The organism is Sulfitobacter rhodophyticola (genome assembly GCF_041281685.2).
GTDB lineage: Bacteria > Pseudomonadota > Alphaproteobacteria > Rhodobacterales > Rhodobacteraceae > Sulfitobacter.
The window spans coordinates 3747385-3766701 of sequence record NZ_CP166251.2; the positions used below are offsets into that span (position 1 = coordinate 3747385).

General features: G+C 62.4%; 21 protein-coding genes. 12 read left to right on the top strand and 9 right to left on the bottom strand.

Annotated features, from left to right (window positions below; translation table 11 throughout):
* Positions 1-60: 60 nt before the first annotated feature.
* Positions 61-342, top strand: a complete 282-nt coding sequence (locus tag AB4X18_RS19475) for a hypothetical protein (protein ID WP_370401625.1) — start codon at positions 61-63, stop codon at positions 340-342.
* Here AB4X18_RS19475 and AB4X18_RS19480 read toward each other — a convergent pair.
* The 4 genes from AB4X18_RS19480 to AB4X18_RS19495 are packed head-to-tail and all read right to left on the bottom strand — an operon-like array spanning position 289 to position 3853.
* A complete protein-coding gene (locus AB4X18_RS19480; RefSeq protein WP_370401626.1) occupies positions 289-723 on the bottom strand; it encodes a DUF1499 domain-containing protein in 435 nt (144 codons plus the stop codon). The genes AB4X18_RS19475 and AB4X18_RS19480 overlap by 54 nt on opposite strands.
* A 47-nt stretch (positions 724-770) precedes the next feature.
* Entirely contained in the window at positions 771-1718 is a 948-nt protein-coding gene (gene speB / locus AB4X18_RS19485; protein WP_370401627.1) for an agmatinase, read from the bottom strand.
* Positions 1715-2680, bottom strand: coding sequence for an agmatinase (speB, locus tag AB4X18_RS19490; protein ID WP_432816935.1), 966 nt, complete (start codon positions 2678-2680; stop codon positions 1715-1717). Before speB (AB4X18_RS19490) ends, speB (AB4X18_RS19485) begins: the two co-directional genes overlap by 4 nt.
* A gap of 3 nt (positions 2681-2683) precedes the next feature.
* Positions 2684-3853: a M20 aminoacylase family protein gene (locus AB4X18_RS19495; protein WP_370401628.1), complete on the bottom strand. Its 1170-nt coding sequence runs from the start codon at positions 3851-3853 to the stop codon at positions 2684-2686.
* A 63-nt stretch (positions 3854-3916) separates the two neighbouring features.
* Here AB4X18_RS19495 and mazG point away from each other — a divergent pair, with 63 nt between their 5' ends.
* From mazG to AB4X18_RS19515, 4 genes are all read left to right on the top strand, one after another.
* Complete coding sequence (gene mazG, locus AB4X18_RS19500) at positions 3917-4753, top strand: nucleoside triphosphate pyrophosphohydrolase (protein WP_370401629.1); 837 nt, start codon at positions 3917-3919, stop codon at positions 4751-4753.
* 85 nt (positions 4754-4838) lie between these two features.
* Positions 4839-5780, top strand: a complete 942-nt coding sequence (locus AB4X18_RS19505) for a nucleoside hydrolase (protein WP_370401630.1) — start codon at positions 4839-4841, stop codon at positions 5778-5780.
* Positions 5777-6226 carry a GNAT family N-acetyltransferase gene (locus AB4X18_RS19510; RefSeq protein WP_370401631.1) on the top strand — a complete coding sequence of 150 codons (450 nt, stop codon included), beginning with the start codon at positions 5777-5779 and terminating at the stop codon, positions 6224-6226. Before AB4X18_RS19505 ends, AB4X18_RS19510 begins: the two co-directional genes overlap by 4 nt.
* 3 nt (positions 6227-6229) lie before the next feature.
* Positions 6230-7639 (top strand): protein adenylyltransferase SelO, encoded by a 1410-nt coding sequence (locus tag AB4X18_RS19515; RefSeq protein WP_370401632.1) that lies wholly within the window; start codon positions 6230-6232, stop codon positions 7637-7639.
* A 3-nt stretch (positions 7640-7642) separates the two neighbouring features.
* Here AB4X18_RS19515 and AB4X18_RS19520 read toward each other — a convergent pair whose 3' ends face one another.
* Entirely contained in the window at positions 7643-8557 is a 915-nt protein-coding gene (locus tag AB4X18_RS19520; protein ID WP_370401633.1) for a DMT family transporter, read from the bottom strand.
* 153 nt (positions 8558-8710) lie between these two features.
* On the opposite strand from AB4X18_RS19520, the gene AB4X18_RS19525 reads away from it, so the two are divergent.
* A complete protein-coding gene (locus AB4X18_RS19525; protein WP_432816936.1) occupies positions 8711-9571 on the top strand; it encodes a tellurite resistance TerB family protein in 861 nt (286 codons plus the stop codon).
* Between the two features lie 228 nt (positions 9572-9799).
* Positions 9800-10216, top strand: coding sequence for a VOC family protein (locus AB4X18_RS19530; RefSeq protein ID WP_370401635.1), 417 nt, complete (start codon positions 9800-9802; stop codon positions 10214-10216).
* 271 nt (positions 10217-10487) lie between these two features.
* Here the strand turns inward: AB4X18_RS19530 and AB4X18_RS19535 are convergent, their stop codons facing one another.
* Positions 10488-11375 carry a helix-turn-helix domain-containing protein gene (locus AB4X18_RS19535; protein WP_370401636.1) on the bottom strand — a complete coding sequence of 296 codons (888 nt, stop codon included), beginning with the start codon at positions 11373-11375 and terminating at the stop codon, positions 10488-10490.
* 30 nt (positions 11376-11405) lie between these two features.
* On the opposite strand from AB4X18_RS19535, the gene AB4X18_RS19540 reads away from it, so the two are divergent.
* Complete coding sequence (locus AB4X18_RS19540; RefSeq protein WP_370401637.1) at positions 11406-11768, top strand: MAPEG family protein; 363 nt, start codon at positions 11406-11408, stop codon at positions 11766-11768.
* A gap of 135 nt (positions 11769-11903) precedes the next feature.
* Here the strand turns inward: AB4X18_RS19540 and AB4X18_RS19545 are convergent, their stop codons facing one another.
* Positions 11904-12152 carry a hypothetical protein gene (locus AB4X18_RS19545; RefSeq protein WP_370401638.1) on the bottom strand — a complete coding sequence of 83 codons (249 nt, stop codon included), beginning with the start codon at positions 12150-12152 and terminating at the stop codon, positions 11904-11906.
* Positions 12152-13471, bottom strand: coding sequence for a DEAD/DEAH box helicase (locus tag AB4X18_RS19550; RefSeq protein WP_370402544.1), 1320 nt, complete (start codon positions 13469-13471; stop codon positions 12152-12154). Before AB4X18_RS19550 ends, AB4X18_RS19545 begins: the two co-directional genes overlap by 1 nt.
* Positions 13472-13849: 378 nt before the next feature.
* On the opposite strand from AB4X18_RS19550, the gene AB4X18_RS19555 reads away from it, so the two are divergent.
* From AB4X18_RS19555 to AB4X18_RS19565, 3 genes are all read left to right on the top strand, one after another.
* Positions 13850-14263 carry a Fur family transcriptional regulator gene (locus tag AB4X18_RS19555; protein ID WP_370401639.1) on the top strand — a complete coding sequence of 138 codons (414 nt, stop codon included), beginning with the start codon at positions 13850-13852 and terminating at the stop codon, positions 14261-14263.
* Between the two features lie 50 nt (positions 14264-14313).
* Positions 14314-15012 carry an NYN domain-containing protein gene (locus AB4X18_RS19560; RefSeq protein ID WP_370401640.1) on the top strand — a complete coding sequence of 233 codons (699 nt, stop codon included), beginning with the start codon at positions 14314-14316 and terminating at the stop codon, positions 15010-15012.
* A gap of 167 nt (positions 15013-15179) precedes the next feature.
* Positions 15180-17204 carry a PhoX family protein gene (locus AB4X18_RS19565; protein ID WP_432816937.1) on the top strand — a complete coding sequence of 675 codons (2025 nt, stop codon included), beginning with the start codon at positions 15180-15182 and terminating at the stop codon, positions 17202-17204.
* 48 nt (positions 17205-17252) lie between these two features.
* On the opposite strand, the gene AB4X18_RS19570 is transcribed toward AB4X18_RS19565, so the two are convergent.
* A complete protein-coding gene (locus AB4X18_RS19570) occupies positions 17253-18293 on the bottom strand; it encodes an AbrB family transcriptional regulator (RefSeq protein WP_370401641.1) in 1041 nt (346 codons plus the stop codon).
* A gap of 107 nt (positions 18294-18400) precedes the next feature.
* On the opposite strand from AB4X18_RS19570, the gene AB4X18_RS19575 reads away from it, so the two are divergent.
* Complete coding sequence (locus tag AB4X18_RS19575; protein ID WP_370401642.1) at positions 18401-19291, top strand: DMT family transporter; 891 nt, start codon at positions 18401-18403, stop codon at positions 19289-19291.
* Positions 19292-19317 lie beyond the last annotated feature (26 nt).

The following is a 19317-nucleotide window of genomic DNA, read 5'->3' on the forward strand; positions in this document are numbered from 1 at the left end:
TTTCCCGTGTCGCCGATGCGAAGGGTTTGGTCAAGGGCCGCTTCATGCTATATTATTAGTATGAAACGTTTAAGCCTTGTCCTGTTGATCGCTGCGACGCCTGCCTCTGCTGATGTCGTGGGACCCGGCGGCAAGACCATTGATTGTTATTGCACCGACAAGAACCACAACCGGATTGAGTTGGGGGAAACGATCTGCCTGCAGGTCGATGGCCGGATGTTCATGGCGCAATGCCAGATGTCCCTGAACGTGCCGATGTGGCGCGAAGTGCAGGAAGGATGCCTGTCCTCAGAGCTGGGAAAGCCATCCCTTAACACGGTTGGCGTTTACCCCCAGATCTGAGCGTCCGAAACGCAGCCGCGCGTTGATCTCAATATACCGGTCGGCGGTGCCGTCAATCTGGCCGTCGTATACACCGATCGTGGTGTAATCGGGAAAGCCCATCACCTTCGTACGCGTTATATACGTCACCTGCCCCGCAGCGACCGACCCCGTCAGCCGTGTGGTGCGGGGGGTGTTCATGATCACCCGGTCCAGCGCGGAAAGCTCCGCCATACCGTCACCCTGAACCTCCTTGCGCCAGACATATCCGGTCTGCTTCCTGCGCGGCTCCATGCCCGTCACAGACGCCTGCCTGTGCCAGCGGTCAGGATCTGACGGCGCAAGACGGACATAGGCCATTCCCGCCAGCACCACCAAAGCCACGATCCAGAATAATGTCATCCGTCTCCCCCTCTTCATCCTTTTGAAAATACCCCGGCGCTGCGGTGTCACCGATACGCGACGCCGGGCAGGATGCACAACATCTCATAAAGGATATTCGCACCGGTCAGCGCGGTGTTGCCGCTCGGATCATAGGGCGGCGACACTTCGACCAGATCACCGCCGACAAGGTTCACGCCCTTGAGGCTGCGGATCAGCTGCAACGCCTGCATGGAGGTCAGGCCACCGATCTCGGGCGTCCCGGTACCGGGCGCGAAGGCGGGATCAAGGCTGTCAATGTCATAGGTCAGATAGGTCGGATAATCGCCAAGATCGCGCCTGATCTCATTGCCAAGCGTGCTCAGGTCCCGCCCCCAAAGCTCCGCCGCCGGAAACTGCTGGAACCCCCATCCCGCAGCCTCGGCAAAGTCATCGGCACTGTACCCGGTGCCGCGCAGGCCCACCTGATAAACCTTGTCAGGCACCAGCAACCCTTCTTCATGGGCACGCCGAAAGACGGTGCCGTGGGTCTCCCGCTCCCCAAACATCTCATCGTTGACGTCCGCATGGGCGTCCACATGGATCAGCGCCAGCGGCCCGTGCCGTTTCGCCATCCCGCGCAGGATCGGCAGGGTGATCGAATGATCCCCGCCAATCGCCAGCGGCATCGCATCATAGGTGAGGATGCTGTCGTAACTCTCTGATATGATGCGCAGACTGTCTTTCAGTGAAAAGGTATTGATCGCCAGATCGCCAATATCGGCCACCTGCAGACTGTCAAAGGGTGCCGCCCCCGTCGCCAGGTTGTAGGGCCGCAGCATCGCGCTTTCGCTGCGCACCTGCTTGGGTCCCATCCGCGTGCCCGACCGCCACGAGGTGCCGATGTCCATCGGAATGCCCAGCACCGCCACATCCAGCCCCTTGAGGTCATTCACGGCCGGCAGCCGCATGAAGGTGTTCGGGCCCGAAAACCGCGCCAGATCATTGCCGCTGATGGGTTGGTTCTTGCCGCTCATGCGCTGCGCATCCGGTGGCCCAGCAGGCACAGGATCTCGGTTGCCACATGCGCCCCGGCAATCGCCGTCGCCCCCGTGGTGTCAAAGGGCGGCGATACCTCAACCACATCGCCCCCCACGATGTTGATCCCCGCCAGATCGCGCAGCATGATCGCCGCCTGCGCGCTCGTCAGTCCACCCCAGACAGGCGTCCCCGTACCAGGCGCATAGGCAGGGTCCAGCGCATCAATGTCCCACGTCAGGTAACAGGGCCGGCCGCCCAGCACTGCTTTGATCCGCTCGACCGCCGCCTGTGGACCCTTTTCATGCACCTCGCGCGCGTCGATGGTGGTCACGCCCAGCGTATCCTCGTTCGTCGTCCTGATCCCCACCTGCACGGACGTCGCCGCATCCACAAGCCCCGACTTGACCGCCTTGTAGAACATCGTGCCATGGTCGATCCGGTCCATGTCATCATCCGGCCAGGTGTCCGAATGGGCATCGAATTGTAACAGGCTGATGGGGCCGTATTTCTCCGCATAGGCCTTGAGGATCGGAAAGCTGATGTAGTGATCGCCGCCCAGCACAACGCTTGCAGCACCTGCATCCAAAATGCCCTTGATATGCGCTGTCAGCGCTGCGGGAAACTTCGATACATGCCCGTAATCAAATGCCAGATCACCGTAATCCGCGATGGCAAACTCGCTCAGCACGTCGAAATCCCAGCCGTAAGGCGGATCAAAAGGCTGCAAGGCACTTGCCTCGCGGATCGCGCGTGGCCCCAATCGCGTGCCCGTGCGGTTGGTCACCGCCTGATCGAACGGCACGCCCGTCACGGCGATGTCCACACCGCGCAGATCCTTGGTATAGCGCCGCCGCAGGAAAGAGGTCGCCCCGCCAAAGGCATTCTCGAAACTCTGCCCCTTCAGGTCATCGCGGGTGAATGCCTGGTCGACCTGCTTGGCCGCATCTTCCAGCGCCATCTGTCAGGCCCCTGCCACGGGCTGCGCGCGTTCCACCATCCGGGCAAAGAACGACGCGCCGATGGGCGCGATCTCATCGTTGAAGTTGTAGAGCGGATGATGCACGCCGGCACCCTCCCCCTGTCCCAGCATCAGGTAGGCACCCGGTCTTGCCTCCAGCATATAGGAAAAATCCTCGGCCCCCATCACGGGCGTGTGGTTCGGCTCCACGCCCGCCTCGCCTGCGACTTCACTGGCGACCTCGACCGCAAAGGCCGCATTATTGGCATGATTGACTGTCGGTGGATAACCATATTCGAAATCAAGCTCGGCCGTGAGGTCGAATGCTGCCGCGTGCCCTTGCACAAGCGCCTCCATCCGCCGTACCGCCATCGCCTGCACCTCCTTGTCGAAGGTGCGCACCGTGCCGTTGATATAGACCTCTTCGGGGATCACGTTGTCCGTCGTCCCGGTATGGATCTGGGTGGTGGAGATCACCAGCTTGTCCATCGGGTTGAGGTTTCGGCTGACGATGGTCTGCAACGATTGCACCAGCGCGCAGGCCGCCACCACCGGGTCGACGCAATCATGTGGCCGCGCGCCGTGCCCGCCCCTGCCCGTCAGCCTGATCGTGAACGTATCCGCCGCCGCCATGATCGGGCCGGGATTGGTGTGAAACCGCCCGAATTCGAGGTTTGGCGCATTGTGCAGCGCATAGACCTCGGTGATGCCGAACCGGTCCATCACCCCTTCCTGCACCATGATCTCGCCGCCGCCGCCAACCTCTTCGGCAGGCTGGAACAGCAACGCCACCTTGCCAGAGAAATTGCGCGTCTCCGCGAGGTACTTCGCCGCCCCCAGCAACATCGCGGTATGTCCGTCATGCCCACAAGCGTGCATCTTGCCCGGATGGGTCGATGCATAGGGCACGCCCGTTTCCTCCTCGATGGGCAAGGCATCCATATCCGCGCGCAACCCGATCGTCGGGCCATCGCCACGCCCCTCGATGATCGCGACGATCCCGGTCTGCGCCACCCCTTCATGCAGTTCGTCCACGCCAAATTCCCGCAACCGGTCCGCAACAAAGGCCGCCGTCTGATGACATTCCAGCCCCAGTTCGGGAATCGTATGCAGATGTTGCCGCCAGGCGGCCATGTCGGCACTGAAATCGGCGATGCGGTTGATGACAGGCATGGGGTGGACTCCTTGGCAGCGGTTTTGCACGGTCCATCTGACACCAGACAGGACCAAGCTGCAATGGCCGACTCGCGCCCGGACGACACCCTCATTCACGACAGCGACGCAGGCATCGAACGCCTGCTGGAAATCATGCGCCGCCTGCGCGACCCCCAGACCGGTTGTCCCTGGGACATAGAGCAGGATTTTGACACCATCGCCCCCTACACGATCGAGGAAGCCTATGAAGTCGCCGACGCGATTGAACGGCGTGACTGGGCCGAACTGGAAGGCGAGTTGGGCGATCTGCTGCTGCAATCGGTCTATCACACCGCCATGGGCGAAGAGGCCGGGCATTTCACCTTTCAATCGGTCGTCCGCAACATCGCCGACAAGATGGTCGCGCGGCACCCGCATGTCTTCGGTGACGAAAGTCGCGAAAAATCCGCGGAACAGCAAACCGCCGATTGGGAGGCGATCAAGGCCGCCGAACGCGCAGACAAGGCGCAGAAAGGCACGCTTGATGGTGTGGCGGTCGGCCTGCCCGCCCTTCTGCGCGCCTACAAGCTGCAGAAACGGGCGGCCCGCGTCGGTTTCGACTGGCCCTCCACCGACGAGGTTCTGGAAAAGATCACCGAAGAAGCCGCCGAACTGGTCGAGGCACGCGATACCCTTTCACAGGACGAGATCGAGGAGGAGTTCGGCGACCTGCTCTTTGTGATGGCCAACCTCGGCCGTCACCTCAAGATCGACCCCGAAGCCGCCCTGCGCGCCGCAAATGCCAAGTTCACCCGCCGTTTCGCCGGAGTGGAGGCGCGGCTGGCAGAGATCGGCAAGACCCCCGATCAAAGCGATCTGGCAGAGATGGATGCGCTTTGGGACGCGGTCAAGGCGGCAGAGAAAGCGGCAAGGCCCTAACCCGCCGATCTGCGCGCCCTCCCTTTCGCTTCATCGCCAAACCGCCTATCTCAGACCCGAGCCGCAAATAAAGGACGCCGCCCCCGTGACCCCCCGCAAGATCATCATCGACACCGACCCCGGACAGGACGACGCTGTTGCCATCCTGCTGGCTCTGGCCAGCCCCGAGGACATGACCGTCCTTGGCATCACCTGTGTCGCGGGCAACGTGCGTTTGTCACTGACATCGAAAAACGCACGCATCGTCTGTGAATTGGCGGGCAAGACGGATGTACCCGTTTATGCAGGCTGCGACCGTCCCATGGGCCGCGATCTGGTGACGGCGGAACATGTGCACGGCAAGACCGGGCTGGATGGTCCCGACCTGCCCGACCCGACCATGCCGCTGGCCGAGGGTCACGCGGTCGATTTCATCATCGACACGCTGCGCGACCACGCCCCTGGCACGATCACGCTTTGCCCGCTCGGCCCGCTCACCAACATTGCCACGGCCCTTGAACGCGCACCTGATATTGCCGGACGCATCGCCAGGATCGTGCTTATGGGCGGTGGCTATTTCCAGGGTGGCAACATCACCCCGGCGGCGGAATTCAACATTTACGTCGACCCGCAAGCCGCTGATATCGTTTTTAGATCAGGCGCACCAATCGTCGTGATGCCCCTCGACGTCACGCACAAGGTGCTGGTGACTAAGCCCCGAAACGACGCCTTCCGCGCCCTTGGCACACCCGTCGGCATCGCGGTCGCCGAAATGACCGATTTCTTCGAACGCTTCGACAAGGAAAAATACGGCTCCGAAGGCGCGCCCCTGCATGACCCCTGCGTCACCGCCTACCTGATCAATCCCGACCTTTTCACCGGCCGCCACATCAACGTGGAGATTGAGACCGGGTCAGAACTCACCATGGGCATGACCGTCGCCGACTGGTGGCGCGTCTCGGGCCGCCCGCCGAACGCCACCTTCATGGGCGACATAGACGCAGATGGGTTCTTTGCCCTGCTGACCGAACGGCTGGCCCGGTTATGAGCGCCGCCCTCACCCTTGCCACACCAGACCACATCGACCGCCTGCTGCCGCTGGTGGCGGCCTTCCATGCCGAACAGGGCATCGAGATGTCGGATGACGCCCGCCGCGCGGGTCTTGCCCCGCTGCTGGATGGTATACCACACGGTTGCGCTTACCTCGTCGGGCCACCGCGCGCGCCCATCGGCTACATCGTGATCACATTCGGATGGTCCATCGAATTCGGTGGCCTCGACGCGATCATCGACGAACTCTATATCCGCCCCGGCGTGCGCGGGCGCGGCATTGCAACCGAAGCCCTGCTGACCCTGCCCAATGCCCTCGCCTCTGGCGGGCTCAAGGCCATTCACCTTGAAGTGGACCGTGATAACGCCGCTGCCGTCGCCCTTTACCGCCGGGCCGGGTTCCAGCCGCGCGAGCGGTACATGTTCATGTCCCGAAAGCTCTGATCCATGCAGATTCCCTTCGACAACAGCTATGCCAGCCTGCCCGATGCCTTCTATACCCGGCTGAACGCCACGCCGGTGAAGACGCCGCAGATGCTGGCGTTCAATCACGATCTGGCAGCGGTTCTGGGCATTGAAGTGGGCGATCTGTCTGAAGCAGCACAGGTCTTCGCGGGCAACGAAACGCCTGACAACGCCGCCCCCCTCGCCCAGCTCTACGCTGGTCACCAGTTCGGCAACTGGAACCCGCAACTGGGCGACGGACGCGCGATTCTGCTGGGTGAAGTGATCGGCACCGATGGCATCCGCCGTGACATCCAACTCAAGGGCTCCGGCCCCACACCCTACAGCCGCATGGGCGACGGGCGCGCGTGGATGGGTCCGGTGCTGCGCGAATACCTTGTGTCAGAGGCGATGCACGCCCTCGGCATCCCAACGACCCGTGCACTGGCTGCCGTCAGCACCGGCGAAAGTATCTGGCGCGAACAGGGCGCGCTGCCCGGTGCCGTGCTGACCCGCGTGGCGCGCAGCCACCTGCGCGTCGGCACCTTCCAGATCTTCGCCGCGCGCGGTGAGGTCGAACATCTCAAGACGCTGACCCAATACGCCATCGATCGCCACTATCCGGAGGCGCAAGGCCCCATGGACCTGCTGCGCGCCGTTTGCTCCGCCCAGGCCGCCTTGATCCCCGCCTGGATGGCGCACGGCTTCATCCACGGCGTGATGAACACCGACAACGCCAGCATTGCAGGGGAAACCATCGACTATGGCCCCTGCGCCTTCATGGACGCCTTTGCGCAAAACCGCGTGTTTTCCTCCATCGACCAGATGGGCCGCTATGCTTTCGGCAACCAGCCCAACATCGCGGTGTGGAACATGGCGCAACTGGCCACAGCGCTTATCGCGCAGGTGGATGACCGTGACGCCGCTGTCGAAGAAGCCACCGCCATCATCCACGCGATGCCGGAACAGATCGAGGCGAACTGGCTCAGCCGCTTCGCTGCAAAGATTGGCATCTCCACCCCGATTGCCGCGGATGTGAAACTTCTCGAACACCTGCTTGCCCTGATGCAGGAGGACGGCGCGGATTTCACCAATACGTTCCGCGCCCTTGGCACCGATGCGGCCCGTGAACACTTCGTCGATCGGGAGGCCTTTGACGCATGGGCCGCCAACTGGCAGGACCGGATAAAGGCCGAACCCGACCCGCAGGCGCTGATGAAACGCACCAATCCTGCCGTAGTCCCGCGCAACCACCGGGTCGAGGCGATGATCGAAGCCGCCGTCGCAGGTGACATGGCCCCGTTCGAACGGCTGTCAAAGGCGCTGGCCACGCCGTTTACCGAAACCGATCCGGACCTGCACCGCCCGCCCACATCAGATGAAATCGTGCCCGCCACGTTCTGCGGCACCTGATCTTCATCCTTTTTCAAATACCCCGCCGCGGCGGCGCTGTCGGGGACGGCGGTTGATCAGATAGATGCCGCTGGCCACCAGCACCAGCGCCCCCCAGACCGACAGCGCGACCTCTTCCGACAAAAGCAGCCAGCCCAGGATCACCGAAAACACCGGCGACAGAAAGCTGAAGGAGGCGACCGAAGACGCCGGATAGATCTTCATCAGCCAGAACCAGACCACGAAGCCAAGGCTGGCGACGGCGATGATCTGAAACGCCAGTCCCGCGAAGTGGATAGGCGCAAGGTCGCGGATGAAATCCCCCATGAAAAGCGACAGCACCAATAGGATCGGCGCGGAAACGAGCACCTGTATCAGCAACTGCTGCGAAGGCTCCACCTTTGACAATTCGGTCATCCGCAGGCATAGGACAATCCCCGCCCAGCAGAACGACGATCCCAGCGCCAGCAGATCACCCGTCCAGTTTGCACCGCCGCTGTCCCGGTCCAGCAGCGCCAGCGCCACCCCCGCCACCGCAAGCATCAGCCCCAGCGACCGCATCGGGGTCAGCCGCTCCCCCGGCAGGGCGAAGTGCGCGATCAGCGACAGCCAGACAGGCATGGTATAGAAGATCACCGACGACCGGCTGACCGTTCCCAGATCAAGGGCCAGAAACAGGCAAAAGAACTCTGCCGCGAAGAACACCCCGGCCAGCAATCCGCCCGGCCAGGCCGACCGTGGGATGCGCAGGCTGATCCCCCGCACGCGCATCCACAGCAGCAGCACCGCAACCGCCCCGACAGACCGGATACCTGCCGCAAAGACCGGGCCGAAGCCGCCTGCGGTGACCTTGATCACCACCTGATTGAAAGCCAGATGCAACGCAAAAGCGATCAGCGCGGCCGCGCCAAAAAGGTCCATGTGGTCTTTGCGTTCCATTCGGCCACAAGGGGCGACGTGCGCCGCCTTGTCAATGCGGCTGCCATGCGCGGTGGCACACCGATGCCGCGGGTTGGGGATTTTTCCCCTAGGGATACGCCCAAAACCTGTCACAGTGCGCAGTGACTCGTTTTGTTTTAAGGGGGATTTTGCATGAGTTTGATGAAGACATTGGCAAAGGTGGCTGTTGGTGTGGCGGTGGCCAAGGGCGCAAGCGCGATGATGCGCAAGGGCCAAAGCGGTGGCGCTGGCGGCGGCCTTGGCGGCCTATTGGGCAGCCTGGCAGGCGGTGGCGCTGCCACGGCCGGCAGCGCCCAGCGCCACACAGGCGCGCACAGCCCCGGCGCGGGCGGCGGTCTTGAGGACATGCTTGGCGGTCTCCTGGGGGGTGGTCGCACAGGCGGCAGCGCAGGCGGCGCGCCCGGCGGCCTCGGTGGCTTGCTGGAACAGCTTGGCGGTGCCGGGGGCGGCGCTGGCGCAGGAGGTCTGGGCGGTCTGCTGGGCGGTCTGGCCTCGGGTGGCGGTCTTGGCGGCCTTCTGGGTGGTGCAGCGGGCGGTGCAGTGCAGCAACGCCCCACGGACAACACGCGCAGCTTTGGCGAGGTGCTGAACTCCCAGTTCGACGCCACACCCGAACCCGCGATTGAACCCTCCCGCGATCAGGAAGCCGCAGCAGCGCTGATGCTGTCAGCGATGATCCAGGCCGCGAAATCCGACGGGACCTTCGATGAAGGCGAACGCGACAAACTGCTGAGCCGCCTGGGCGACGTGGACGCACAGGAAGCCGCCTTCGTTCAGGAACAGATGCAGGCCCCTGTCGATGTTGACGGGCTTGTGGCGCAGACACCCAAGGGGCTCGAAGCACAGGTCTATGCCATGTCGCTTCTGGGCATCGACCTCGATACCCAGCAGGAAGCGCAATACCTGCACAAGCTGGCGCAGAGCTTTGGCATGGACCCCAAAAACGTGAATGCCATTCATGACCAGATGGGCGTCCCGTCGCTCTATACCTGAGGGGCTGGCACGCTCCACTTTCCATCAGGCGCGCTGATCCACAGCGCGCCTTTTTTCCTGTCTTGCGGGCGCGGCATCATGGCATGGACCGGCTGAGGCGCGGAAAATCCCGACCTGTGCTGCGGCAAGACAAGGGGCGGCTCTCGACACTCTATGACTGGTAGCTTTGGATCCCTTGGTGCAGTAAATCCCTTGCAGCTCCCAAGTTTTCGGAAAGGAACACGCAGCATGATTGCCTACGTCACCGTCGGTGCTGACGACATCGCGCGCGCAAAACGGTTTTACACGGCGTTCCTGCCAGCCCTGAACTATCGGCTGAAAGAGGGTCCCGAAGGCCTGAGCTATGCGCTGCCCGTGGAGCCGGGCCAGTCTCCCGTTCTGCCGGATTTCTATGTCAAACCGACCTTCGATGGACGCCCCGCATCCGCCGGGAACGGTGCGATGGTCGCATTCGAGGCGCGCAATCAAGCCCAGGTTCGTGAACTCCACGCCGCGGCCCTTGCGGAAGGCGGTTCTGACGAGGGCCAGCCGGGCTTCCGCCCCTCGTATGGACCGCGCTTCTATGTCGGCTACCTGCGCGACCCTCAAGGCAACAAAATCGCCTTGTTCTCCTGCAATCCGAATGAACCCGGACGCGACGACTGACGCGGCTTATCCGAGCGTTGGAAGCGCGACGCAGCAGCCGTGTCTTGCAGCACTCCAATCCATGATCGATGCCAAAAAAGCAGTTGTTGAGAGCCTTTCCCACCGCCCGCGACAAAAGCATCCGGCGCGTCCCAAGAAACCGGGACAAGGCGGTCTTGCGACCTATTGGCCGCAGATGCGGGATTTTGCCGTCTTTGGAGTAGCTTAATCCAATGGCGGCTTTCTGACCTTTGCAGCTCAATACCTTCGTTTCGGTCTTCTAGATCGGCACCTATTGACGATCGCTGTTCAAGCTCAACAACAAAGCCTCAGCTTCTTCATCGACAGGAAAGAAGGTTTCGACACGCAGCTCTTGCGCCAAGGCATTTGTTGGCATCGCTATCGAGGCAATCACAGAGAATAACTCAAGCTGAGTGCCCGAGATATTGAGGCAAATCGGAAAGACCGGGTTTGGCGTGTATTTTACGTCAAAATTCCACCATCGGTCGGGCAGATCCGGGTGTTGTTTGATCCTGTCCATCGCATTTCTCAAATCCGATGGACCCAGAGCTTCGCGGTGCAGTCGCTGCACTGTCTGTCGCGCGAAATCATCCCAATTTTCAATGTGGGGCCGCAACCCATGGGGATCAAAAGCAAGATCAAGAATGTTCAGGCGCGCCTCAGCCGATGACGCAGCGACACCTATCAGTTGGCCCACAAGAAACTGTGCGGATGCATTCATATCGACAATGTTCCAGGAGCGATCAATCGCAAAGGACGGGTAAGGGTCATGTGCCGTCATCAGCCGGATCACGGCCCCGTGGATCGTCGACATTTCACTGCTTGTAATATCATGCACGGCATAGGCATCAGCCAAGCCAGCCGCGCGCAACAACAGGTTTCGATCCCGCAACGGAACTTGCAGAGCAGCGGACAGGCGAAAAACCATATCACGCGATGGTTTGGACCTGCCTGTTTCGAGAAAGCTGATGTGGCGCGATGGTGTCTCAACCGTCAGGGCAAGTTCAGACTGCGACAGTTGCCGCTCTGTTCGCCACGACCGCAGCAAATCACCGAAATATGGCGTGGGAGAGCCGGTATTCATACCTATGCGTAGCAACAATACACATACCCCGCCATTCCCTGTGAGGGAATTGATTTGGGATATGGCGGAGCGCATTTGTGCGTCACATTCACATGGAGACCTCAAATGACTTTCTGGATTCTAACCGCCATTCTACTGTATTTCATTCAAACGCTACTGCCTGTCGCTTTTCGCTACCGGGGAAGCCCCGAGGCGATGAAATCACGCGATGTCATGCCCGAGGCGTCCATCATTTGCGGACGCGCCGACCGTGCACTGGCCAATGTAACCGAAGCCATGATCATGTTTCTGCCGCTCGCCTTGCTGTCATTGGATGCTGCTGGTGCCGTGCTGGGTGCAATGATCTTCGTTTGTGCGCGGATCATCTATGTGCCTCTGTATCTATTCGGTGTGCCGTTTCTACGCACGCTTGCTTGGATCGCAGGCCTTGGCGGGCTGCTCATGATGGCACTGGCGCTAACCGCTTAGGGCAAAGGCCGCAGGAGCAATCTGAGCTTTGCGGCTCATCTAAGCAATACCATCGCATGCTAGTGGGGCGGGGACAGGAAATGCCCCCGCTCTTTCCCGATGGCTGCCAATCATCGAGACCGCAGCATCCGCCGCTCAACCGTCTTCCCCGCCTGCAGCGCGGTGCAGCCGCACGATTACGAAACACAGGACCACGGCCAGACCGAACGGCGGCATCCAGATGCCAGCCAATTCCCCCGCGAACCAGTCGCCCAGATCGGGCCTGCGGCACGACGCGCCCGTGGGGTTCATGCACAATGCGCCAAGGTAGGCCGCGAAAAGCGGTGGCACGATCACAAGGATCGCCACCACCGGGTACAACACGACCAGCGCTGCCTTGCGCATCAGGCGGCGCGCTGACCGCCGCCGCCGGGCTTGCCACCGCCACCGCCGCGACGCCGTCTGCGCGCGCCACCCGGCTTGCCGCCCCCGGACTTGGCTCCGGCAGGTTGACCGCCACCGCCACCGGGCCGTCCGCGTCCACGCCCGCGACCGCCGCCGCCCTTCTTGGGTTTGTCGGGGATCTCCGACGGCTCCCACGCGCGACCAGACGCCACGGGAATGCGGATGCCCATCGTCTTCTGGATGGAAATCAGTTCTTCCATCTCGTCCGGGGCGCAGAACGCAACCGCCGCACCGTCCTTGCCGGCCCGCGCGGTCCGCCCGATGCGGTGCACGTAATTGTCCGGCACATTGGGCAGTTCGTAGTTGTAGACGTGCTTCACATCCGGGATGTCCAAACCGCGCGCGGCCACATCCGTGGCCACCAGCACCTTGATGTCACCGGATTTGAAACCTGCAATCGCGCGGTCCCGCTGGCCCTGAGACTTGTTACCGTGGATCGACGCGGCCTCAAGCCCCGCTTTCACCAGTGTCTTCATCAGCTTTTCACAGCCATGTTTGGTGCGCCCGAAAACCAGCGCCCGCTCTTCTTTGTGCGCGCTCAGCAGCTCAATCAGCAGGTTCGTCTTCTCCGCCTTGGCGATATAGTGCAACTCCTGCGTGACCTTGTCCGCCGCCTTGCCGGGAGGGGAAACCTCAACCCGGATCGGACGATCGAGATAGCTTGCGGCAATCTCGTTCATCAGCTTGGGCATGGTAGCCGAAAACAGCATCGTCTGACGTTCTTTCGGGATCAGGCCGGAGATCTTGCGCAGGTCATGGATGAACCCCATGTCCAGCATCTGATCGGCCTCATCCAGCACCAGAAACCGTGTCTCTGACAACACGACCGCCCGGCGGTCAATCAGGTCCAGCAGACGCCCCGGCGTCGCCACCAGCATGTCCACGCCCCGCTCCAGCCGCTTGATCTGCGGATTGATGTTCTGTCCGCCCACGACCATCTGCGCCTTCAACGGTGTGTTTTCGCAAAAGCCCTTCAGATTTTCCATGATCTGCTGCGCCAATTCGCGCGTCGGTGCCAGCACCAGCGCGCGCACGGTGCGCGGCGCGGGGCGCTTGGGGTTCTCCAGCATATGCGCCACCAGCGGCACACCAAAGGCCGCGGTCTTGCCCGTGCCGGTTTGCGCCAGCCCCATCACATCGCGCCCGTTCAGCGCATGGGGGATGGCTTGTTTTTGAATGGGCGTGGGGTCCGTAATGCCCATCGCCTGCAGACGGTCCACCAGTTTCGATGGCAGATCCATCATGTCGAAATCGCTCATAGTCTCTTTCCGGCGCAGGCCCTCGGCCCCGCCTAAATCTAGGTCACGGCGCATCATCGCGCCGCTCATGGGTGTCGCCAGTCGGATCGCAAGTGTCGGGCCAACTGCCCCACACCTGTCCGTGGCGTCTGGCCCCACGCGTGATTTTGGGAACAACAGCGGGCCTTGTCGCCGGTCTGCACTTACACACTCTTGGTTAACAAAAGGCTGGCACCGACACTGCTCACGCGGCAGAGGCATCGCTTGACCCCCACATGGGGCGCTGCGCGGCATAAGTCAACCACCGCCGCACCGCAGCGCCAAGGTGTGACAAATAAACGTGCCTAGCCCCATCCGGCCATTCCCGCTAAAACCGCTGCAATGACGACAGGCAGACCCATGACCGTGACAATCATCAAACGCTGCGAGGAAAAAGGCCTGCGCATGACCGGCCAGCGCCGCATCATCGCGCAGGTGATCGAAGACAGCGATGACCACCCCGACGTGGAGGAGCTGTTCAAACGCGCCTCCGGCCTCGATGAGGGGATTTCCATCGCAACGGTCTATCGCACCGTGAAACTGTTTGAGGAGGCAGGCATCCTCGACAAGCTGGAATTCGGCGATGGCCGCGCGCGGTACGAAGACGCCGAACGTGACCACCACGACCACCTGATCGACATGAATTCAGGTGCCGTGATCGAATTCGTCGACGCAGAGATCGAAGCCCTGCAGGAACGTATCGCCCAAAAGCTGGGGTATGAATTGCGCGGCCACCGGTTGGAGCTTTACGGCGTACCGATCAAGAAGGAATGACCCAAGGCCGCCGCCATCAGGCCGGCGCGCGCGAAAGACAAGGACACCCAATGGCCCCGACCGACCGCCCCCTTCTTGCCGTCCTGATCGACGCCGACAACGTGCCTGCGCGCCATGCCCGCAAGATCATGCGCGAGGTTCAGTCCATTGGTGAACCGGCGCTGCGCCGCGTTTATGGCGATTGGTCCAACGAAAGCCTGAAGGGGTGGAAAGACCCCATTCACGCCCTGGGCCTTGTCGCCCATCAGGAAACCGCCAATTCACGCGGCAAGAACGCCACCGACATCGGGCTGGTGATCCATGCGATGGACATCCTGCACAGTGGGCGCTTTGACGCCTTTGTCATCGTCTCCTCCGACAGCGATTTCACCGCACTGGTCAACCGTCTGCGGGAGGAGGGTTTGACCGTCTACGGGATCGGGGAGGCGAAAACCAACGAAGCCCTGCGTAATGTCTACAACCGCTTCATCCTGATCGAAAATATCCCCGACCCCGATACCCCAATCAGCACGAAGCCCAAAGGCAAGGCCGCCAAGGCGCTCCCGCTTTTTCGCGAAGCGCTTGAGAAGATCGACAGTGAGGATGGCTGGTTCAACCTCGGCCAGATCGGTCAGGCCATTCAGGCACGCCACCCCGATTTTGACAGTCGCAGTTTCGGTTTCGCAAAGCTCAGCGCGCTTGTCGCCGCGCTCGATGCGCTGGAAACCCGCAAGGACGGCAACCGGCTGTTCGTGCGCCTGAAGGAATAGGGCCGCGCCATTGGTTTCCCTTCCGGAATGCGGCACCCCTGCCCCGACGCAAAACACCAATCCCCCCTGAAATTTCACAAAACCTTCAAATAACCTACGTGGCAGCGTCGCAGTCGGGTCTTACCTCCTCCCCCATAACCGCGCATTCACACCCAGGGAGACACGCGATGGATCGCAAGGACATCATTCAAAGCACGGAATACGGCAACAAGGCAGAGGCGTTCGAGGCCTTCGACGACATCCCCACGAATCCCCATCTGGGCCGCACCATCGGCGATGTGATCCAGCAGCGCTATGGGCGGCGGGACTTCCTGCGCGGATCGCTCGGCGTGGCCGCGACCGCGTCGCTATTCGGTGCAACGGCATTGACCGCGCCCCGACAGGTCGCCGCCGCTTCAGCACGGGACAGCCGCTATGTGTTTGACGAATTGCAATGGGGCAACGACGTCGATCATCACATCGCGGAAGGCTACAACGCGGATATTCTGGTGCGCTGGGGCGATCCGATTACTGCGGATGCCCCGGATTTCGACGTAATGAACCAAAGCGCCGAAGCGCAGGCGCAGCAATTCGGCTACAACAACGACTACGTCGGATTTGCGGAAACGGAACCGGGGCGCGGCATGCTCTGCGTGAACCACGAATACACCAACGAAGAGGTGATGTTCCCGGGCCTGGGCCGTCAGGACCGTTCCGATTTCGAAGGCATGACCGCAGACCTGGTCGATATCGAGATGGCCGCGCACGGCGGGTCGGTTTTCGAGATCGTGAAGGGCGCGGACGGCAAATGGGCCATCAACCGCGACAACCCCGCCAACCGCCGCATTACCGCCAACACGCCCATGACCCTGGACGGCCCTGCCGCGGGCCACCCCCGCCTGCGCACCAGCGCGGACCCCGCGGGCATGACCGTTCTGGGCACCATCAACAATTGCGCGGGCGGAATGACCCCATGGGGCACCTACCTGATGGCGGAGGAGAACTTCCACGGCTATTTCTGGTCCGATGTGCTGGATGCCGAAGGCAAGCCCGATATCTCCGCCCAGCCCGAGGCCGCTAGCATGGACCGCTATGGCGTGCCGGGGCGCTGGTATGCCTGGGGCCAGTATCACGACCGCTTCAACATCGACAAGGAACCCAATGAACCCAACCGGTTCGGCTATATCGTGGAGGTCGATCCGCTGAACCCCGACGCGATGCCAATCAAGCACACCGCGTTGGGGCGCTTTCGCCACGAAGGGGCTGAAACGACGATCGCCGCGGATGGCCGTCTGGTGATCTACTCGGGCGACGACAATCGTTTCGACTACCAGTACAAATGGGTCTCCGCCGATCCGGTGACTAAAGCGAACAGTCACTTCGGATCATCTCTGCTGTCCGACGGCACGCTTTATGTGGCCCGCTTCGATGCCGACGGCACAGTGCAGTGGTTGCCATTGGTCCACGGGCAAGGCCCCCTCACGGCCGAGAACGGCTTTGCAAGCCAGGCGGATGTTGCGATTGACACGCGCCTTGCGGCGGATGCCCTGGGGGCCACTCCCATGGACCGCCCCGAAGACGCACAGCCCGGCCCGAACGGCACCGCCTATCTCATGCTGACCAACAACAGCCGCCGCGCGGCAGATCAGACCGATGCCGCCAACCCGCGCGCCGAAAGCCGCTTTGGCCACATCATCGAAATCAGGGAAGACGGCGGCAACCACTCAGCGGAAAAGGGCACGTGGTCGATCCTTGTTCTGTGCGGGGATCCGAAGGTTGAGGAAGTTGGCGCGATGTGGAACCCGGAAACGTCCGAGAATGGCTGGTTCGGCTCCCCGGACAATTGCGCCTTCGACAACGCGGGGCGGCTGTGGATTTCCACTGACCAAGGTTCCAACTGGGGGCGAACAGGCAAATCGGACGGCCTTTACGCGCTGGAGACGGAGGGCGATCTGCGCGGCCATTCAAAGCTGTTCTTCCGTTGCCCTGTTGGGGGGGAACTTTGCGGACCCTACTTCGCGGACGAAAGCAGGACGTTGTTCCTTGCCGTGCAGCACCCCGGCACCGACGGCACCAAGGACTTCGCCGGGTTCGAACGTGACTCCACCTTTGAGGATCCCGCCACCCGCTGGCCGGATTTCAACCCCAACATGCCGCCGCGCCCTTCTGTCGTGGTGGTCACACGGGAAGACGGTGGTGTGATCGCCGGCTGACCCCGGCGGGACAGCGAAAGCCGATACCGGGCAAACCGGTGTCGGCCCCTATACCCTGACCCGCGCCAGCATCATCGGCAGATAGACGGACAGCACCATCAGCCGCGCGATGTGGCAGGCGGCGACAAATCCGGGGATCACGCCCAAAACAACGCCCATGGCGATCATCGTCTCCAACCCGCCCGGCGCGAAAGCCACCAGAACATGTGCCAGCGGCATCTCCAGCGCCCAGGCCACCGGCGCCGCCCCCAGCGCCGCCATCCCAACCGCAATCAGCGTGATCACCAGCCCCGCGCCCAGCCCGCTTGCAAACCGCGCCAGCGGCACGCCTGAAAACCGTGTGCCGATCACCGATCCCAACACCAGATAGGCAGGCAACAGCAGCCAAGCAGGCAAGCTGCCCATCACCCCACCCGACAGATGCGCCAGCGCTGAAACGATCATCGGCCCCAGCAGCATCGGCGCAGGCACGCGGGTTCTGCCCAACAACAGCCCAAGCCCCACGCCCAGCCCGATCACGATCACCAAAGGCACGGGCGGCATCACCCCACCCGGCAACAGCATGCCACCCGTCACCTCGACCCCCATGGCCATGGCCGCAAAAGGCACCACCAGCGTCAGCGTCAAAAGCCGCACCGACTGCGTCACCGATATGCGCGCCACATCTGCATGAGTCTCCACTGCCATCGCGGTGACATAGCTCAGGTGTCCGGGTGCCGCCGCCAGCATCGCCGATCTGGCGTCAAACCCGAAGAATCGCACCAGCACGTGCCGGCACAGCACCATGATCGCCCAGATCACCCCGGCCATGAACAGGAACGCCAGCGGCCAGCGCAGCATCGCGGCCAGCGCATTGCTGTCAAACCCGGCGCCCACCGCCGTTCCCAGCAGAACAAAACAAGCCGCGCGCAGCACCGGGTCGACCCCCGTCCGCATCCCCGCAATACCCGCCAAAGTCACAGCCAGCGCAGGCCCGATCAACACGTAGACCGGGGCATCCACCGCCCATGCCACACCCGCCCCCAGCGCGCCCAGTACCAGCGTGACAGCCGTTTGCAAAACCGTGTCCCTGCCCCGATGCGCTTTCATGACACCGCTCCTACCACCCGGAACGAAGTCCCGCCAGACGCCCCCTTGCCCTTGCCCGCCAAACCTTGCATCCCTGCCCCACGATCATCCCGGAAAGGATCATAACCATGGACAACCTGCGCGGCGCGGCCTTGATGGTGCTTGCCATGCTGGGCTTCGCGCTTGAGGACATGTTCATCAAGCTGGTCGCTGACGTCATGCCCATCGGGCAGATCCTGTTCATGCTGGGCGTGGGTGGTGCGGTGGTCTTTGCCACCGTGGTCCGGCTGCAAGGCGACCGTCTGCTTGCCCCGGGCATGCGCAGCATCCCCATCGCCCTGCGCGCCATCGGGGAACTGGCGGGCACCATGGCGTTCGTTTCTGCCATCGTCTTCACGCCGCTCTCCAGCGCCTCCGCGATCCTGCAGGCCACACCGCTGGTGGTGACACTGGGGGCGGCGCTGTTTCTGGGCGAAGCGGTGGGCTGGCGCAGGTGGAGCGCGATCACCGTCGGTCTTTTCGGCGTGCTGTTGATCATCCGCCCCGGCATGGACAGTTTCGAGCCGCTGTCGCTGCTGGCGGTCATCGCCGTCTTCTCGCTGGGGCTGCGTGATCTGGCGACCCGGCGCGTGCCGCCTGCCATCACTTCCATGCAACTGAGCTTTCTGGGGTTCAGCGCAATTATCCCGGCAGGGCCAATCATGCTGTGGGCGACGGACCAAAGCCCGGTGATCCCGCAGGGCGCCACGCTGGCCTACTTCTGCGGCGCGCTCTTTATCGGGCTCTTCGCCTATTACGCCATCGTCGCGGCCATGCGCGTGGGCGAAGTGGGCTTTGTCACGCCTTTCCGCTATACCCGCCTTCTGTTCGCACTGATCATCGGCGTGACGATCTTCGGCGAATCCCCCGATGCGCTGACACTGACCGGGGCGGCCATCATCGTCGCCTCCGGCATCTATACAGTCCTGCGCGAACGCAAACAGCGCCGCGCCCTTTCCAATGCCCAACCATCGGTCTAAAACGCGCCAACTGACCGATCCAACCC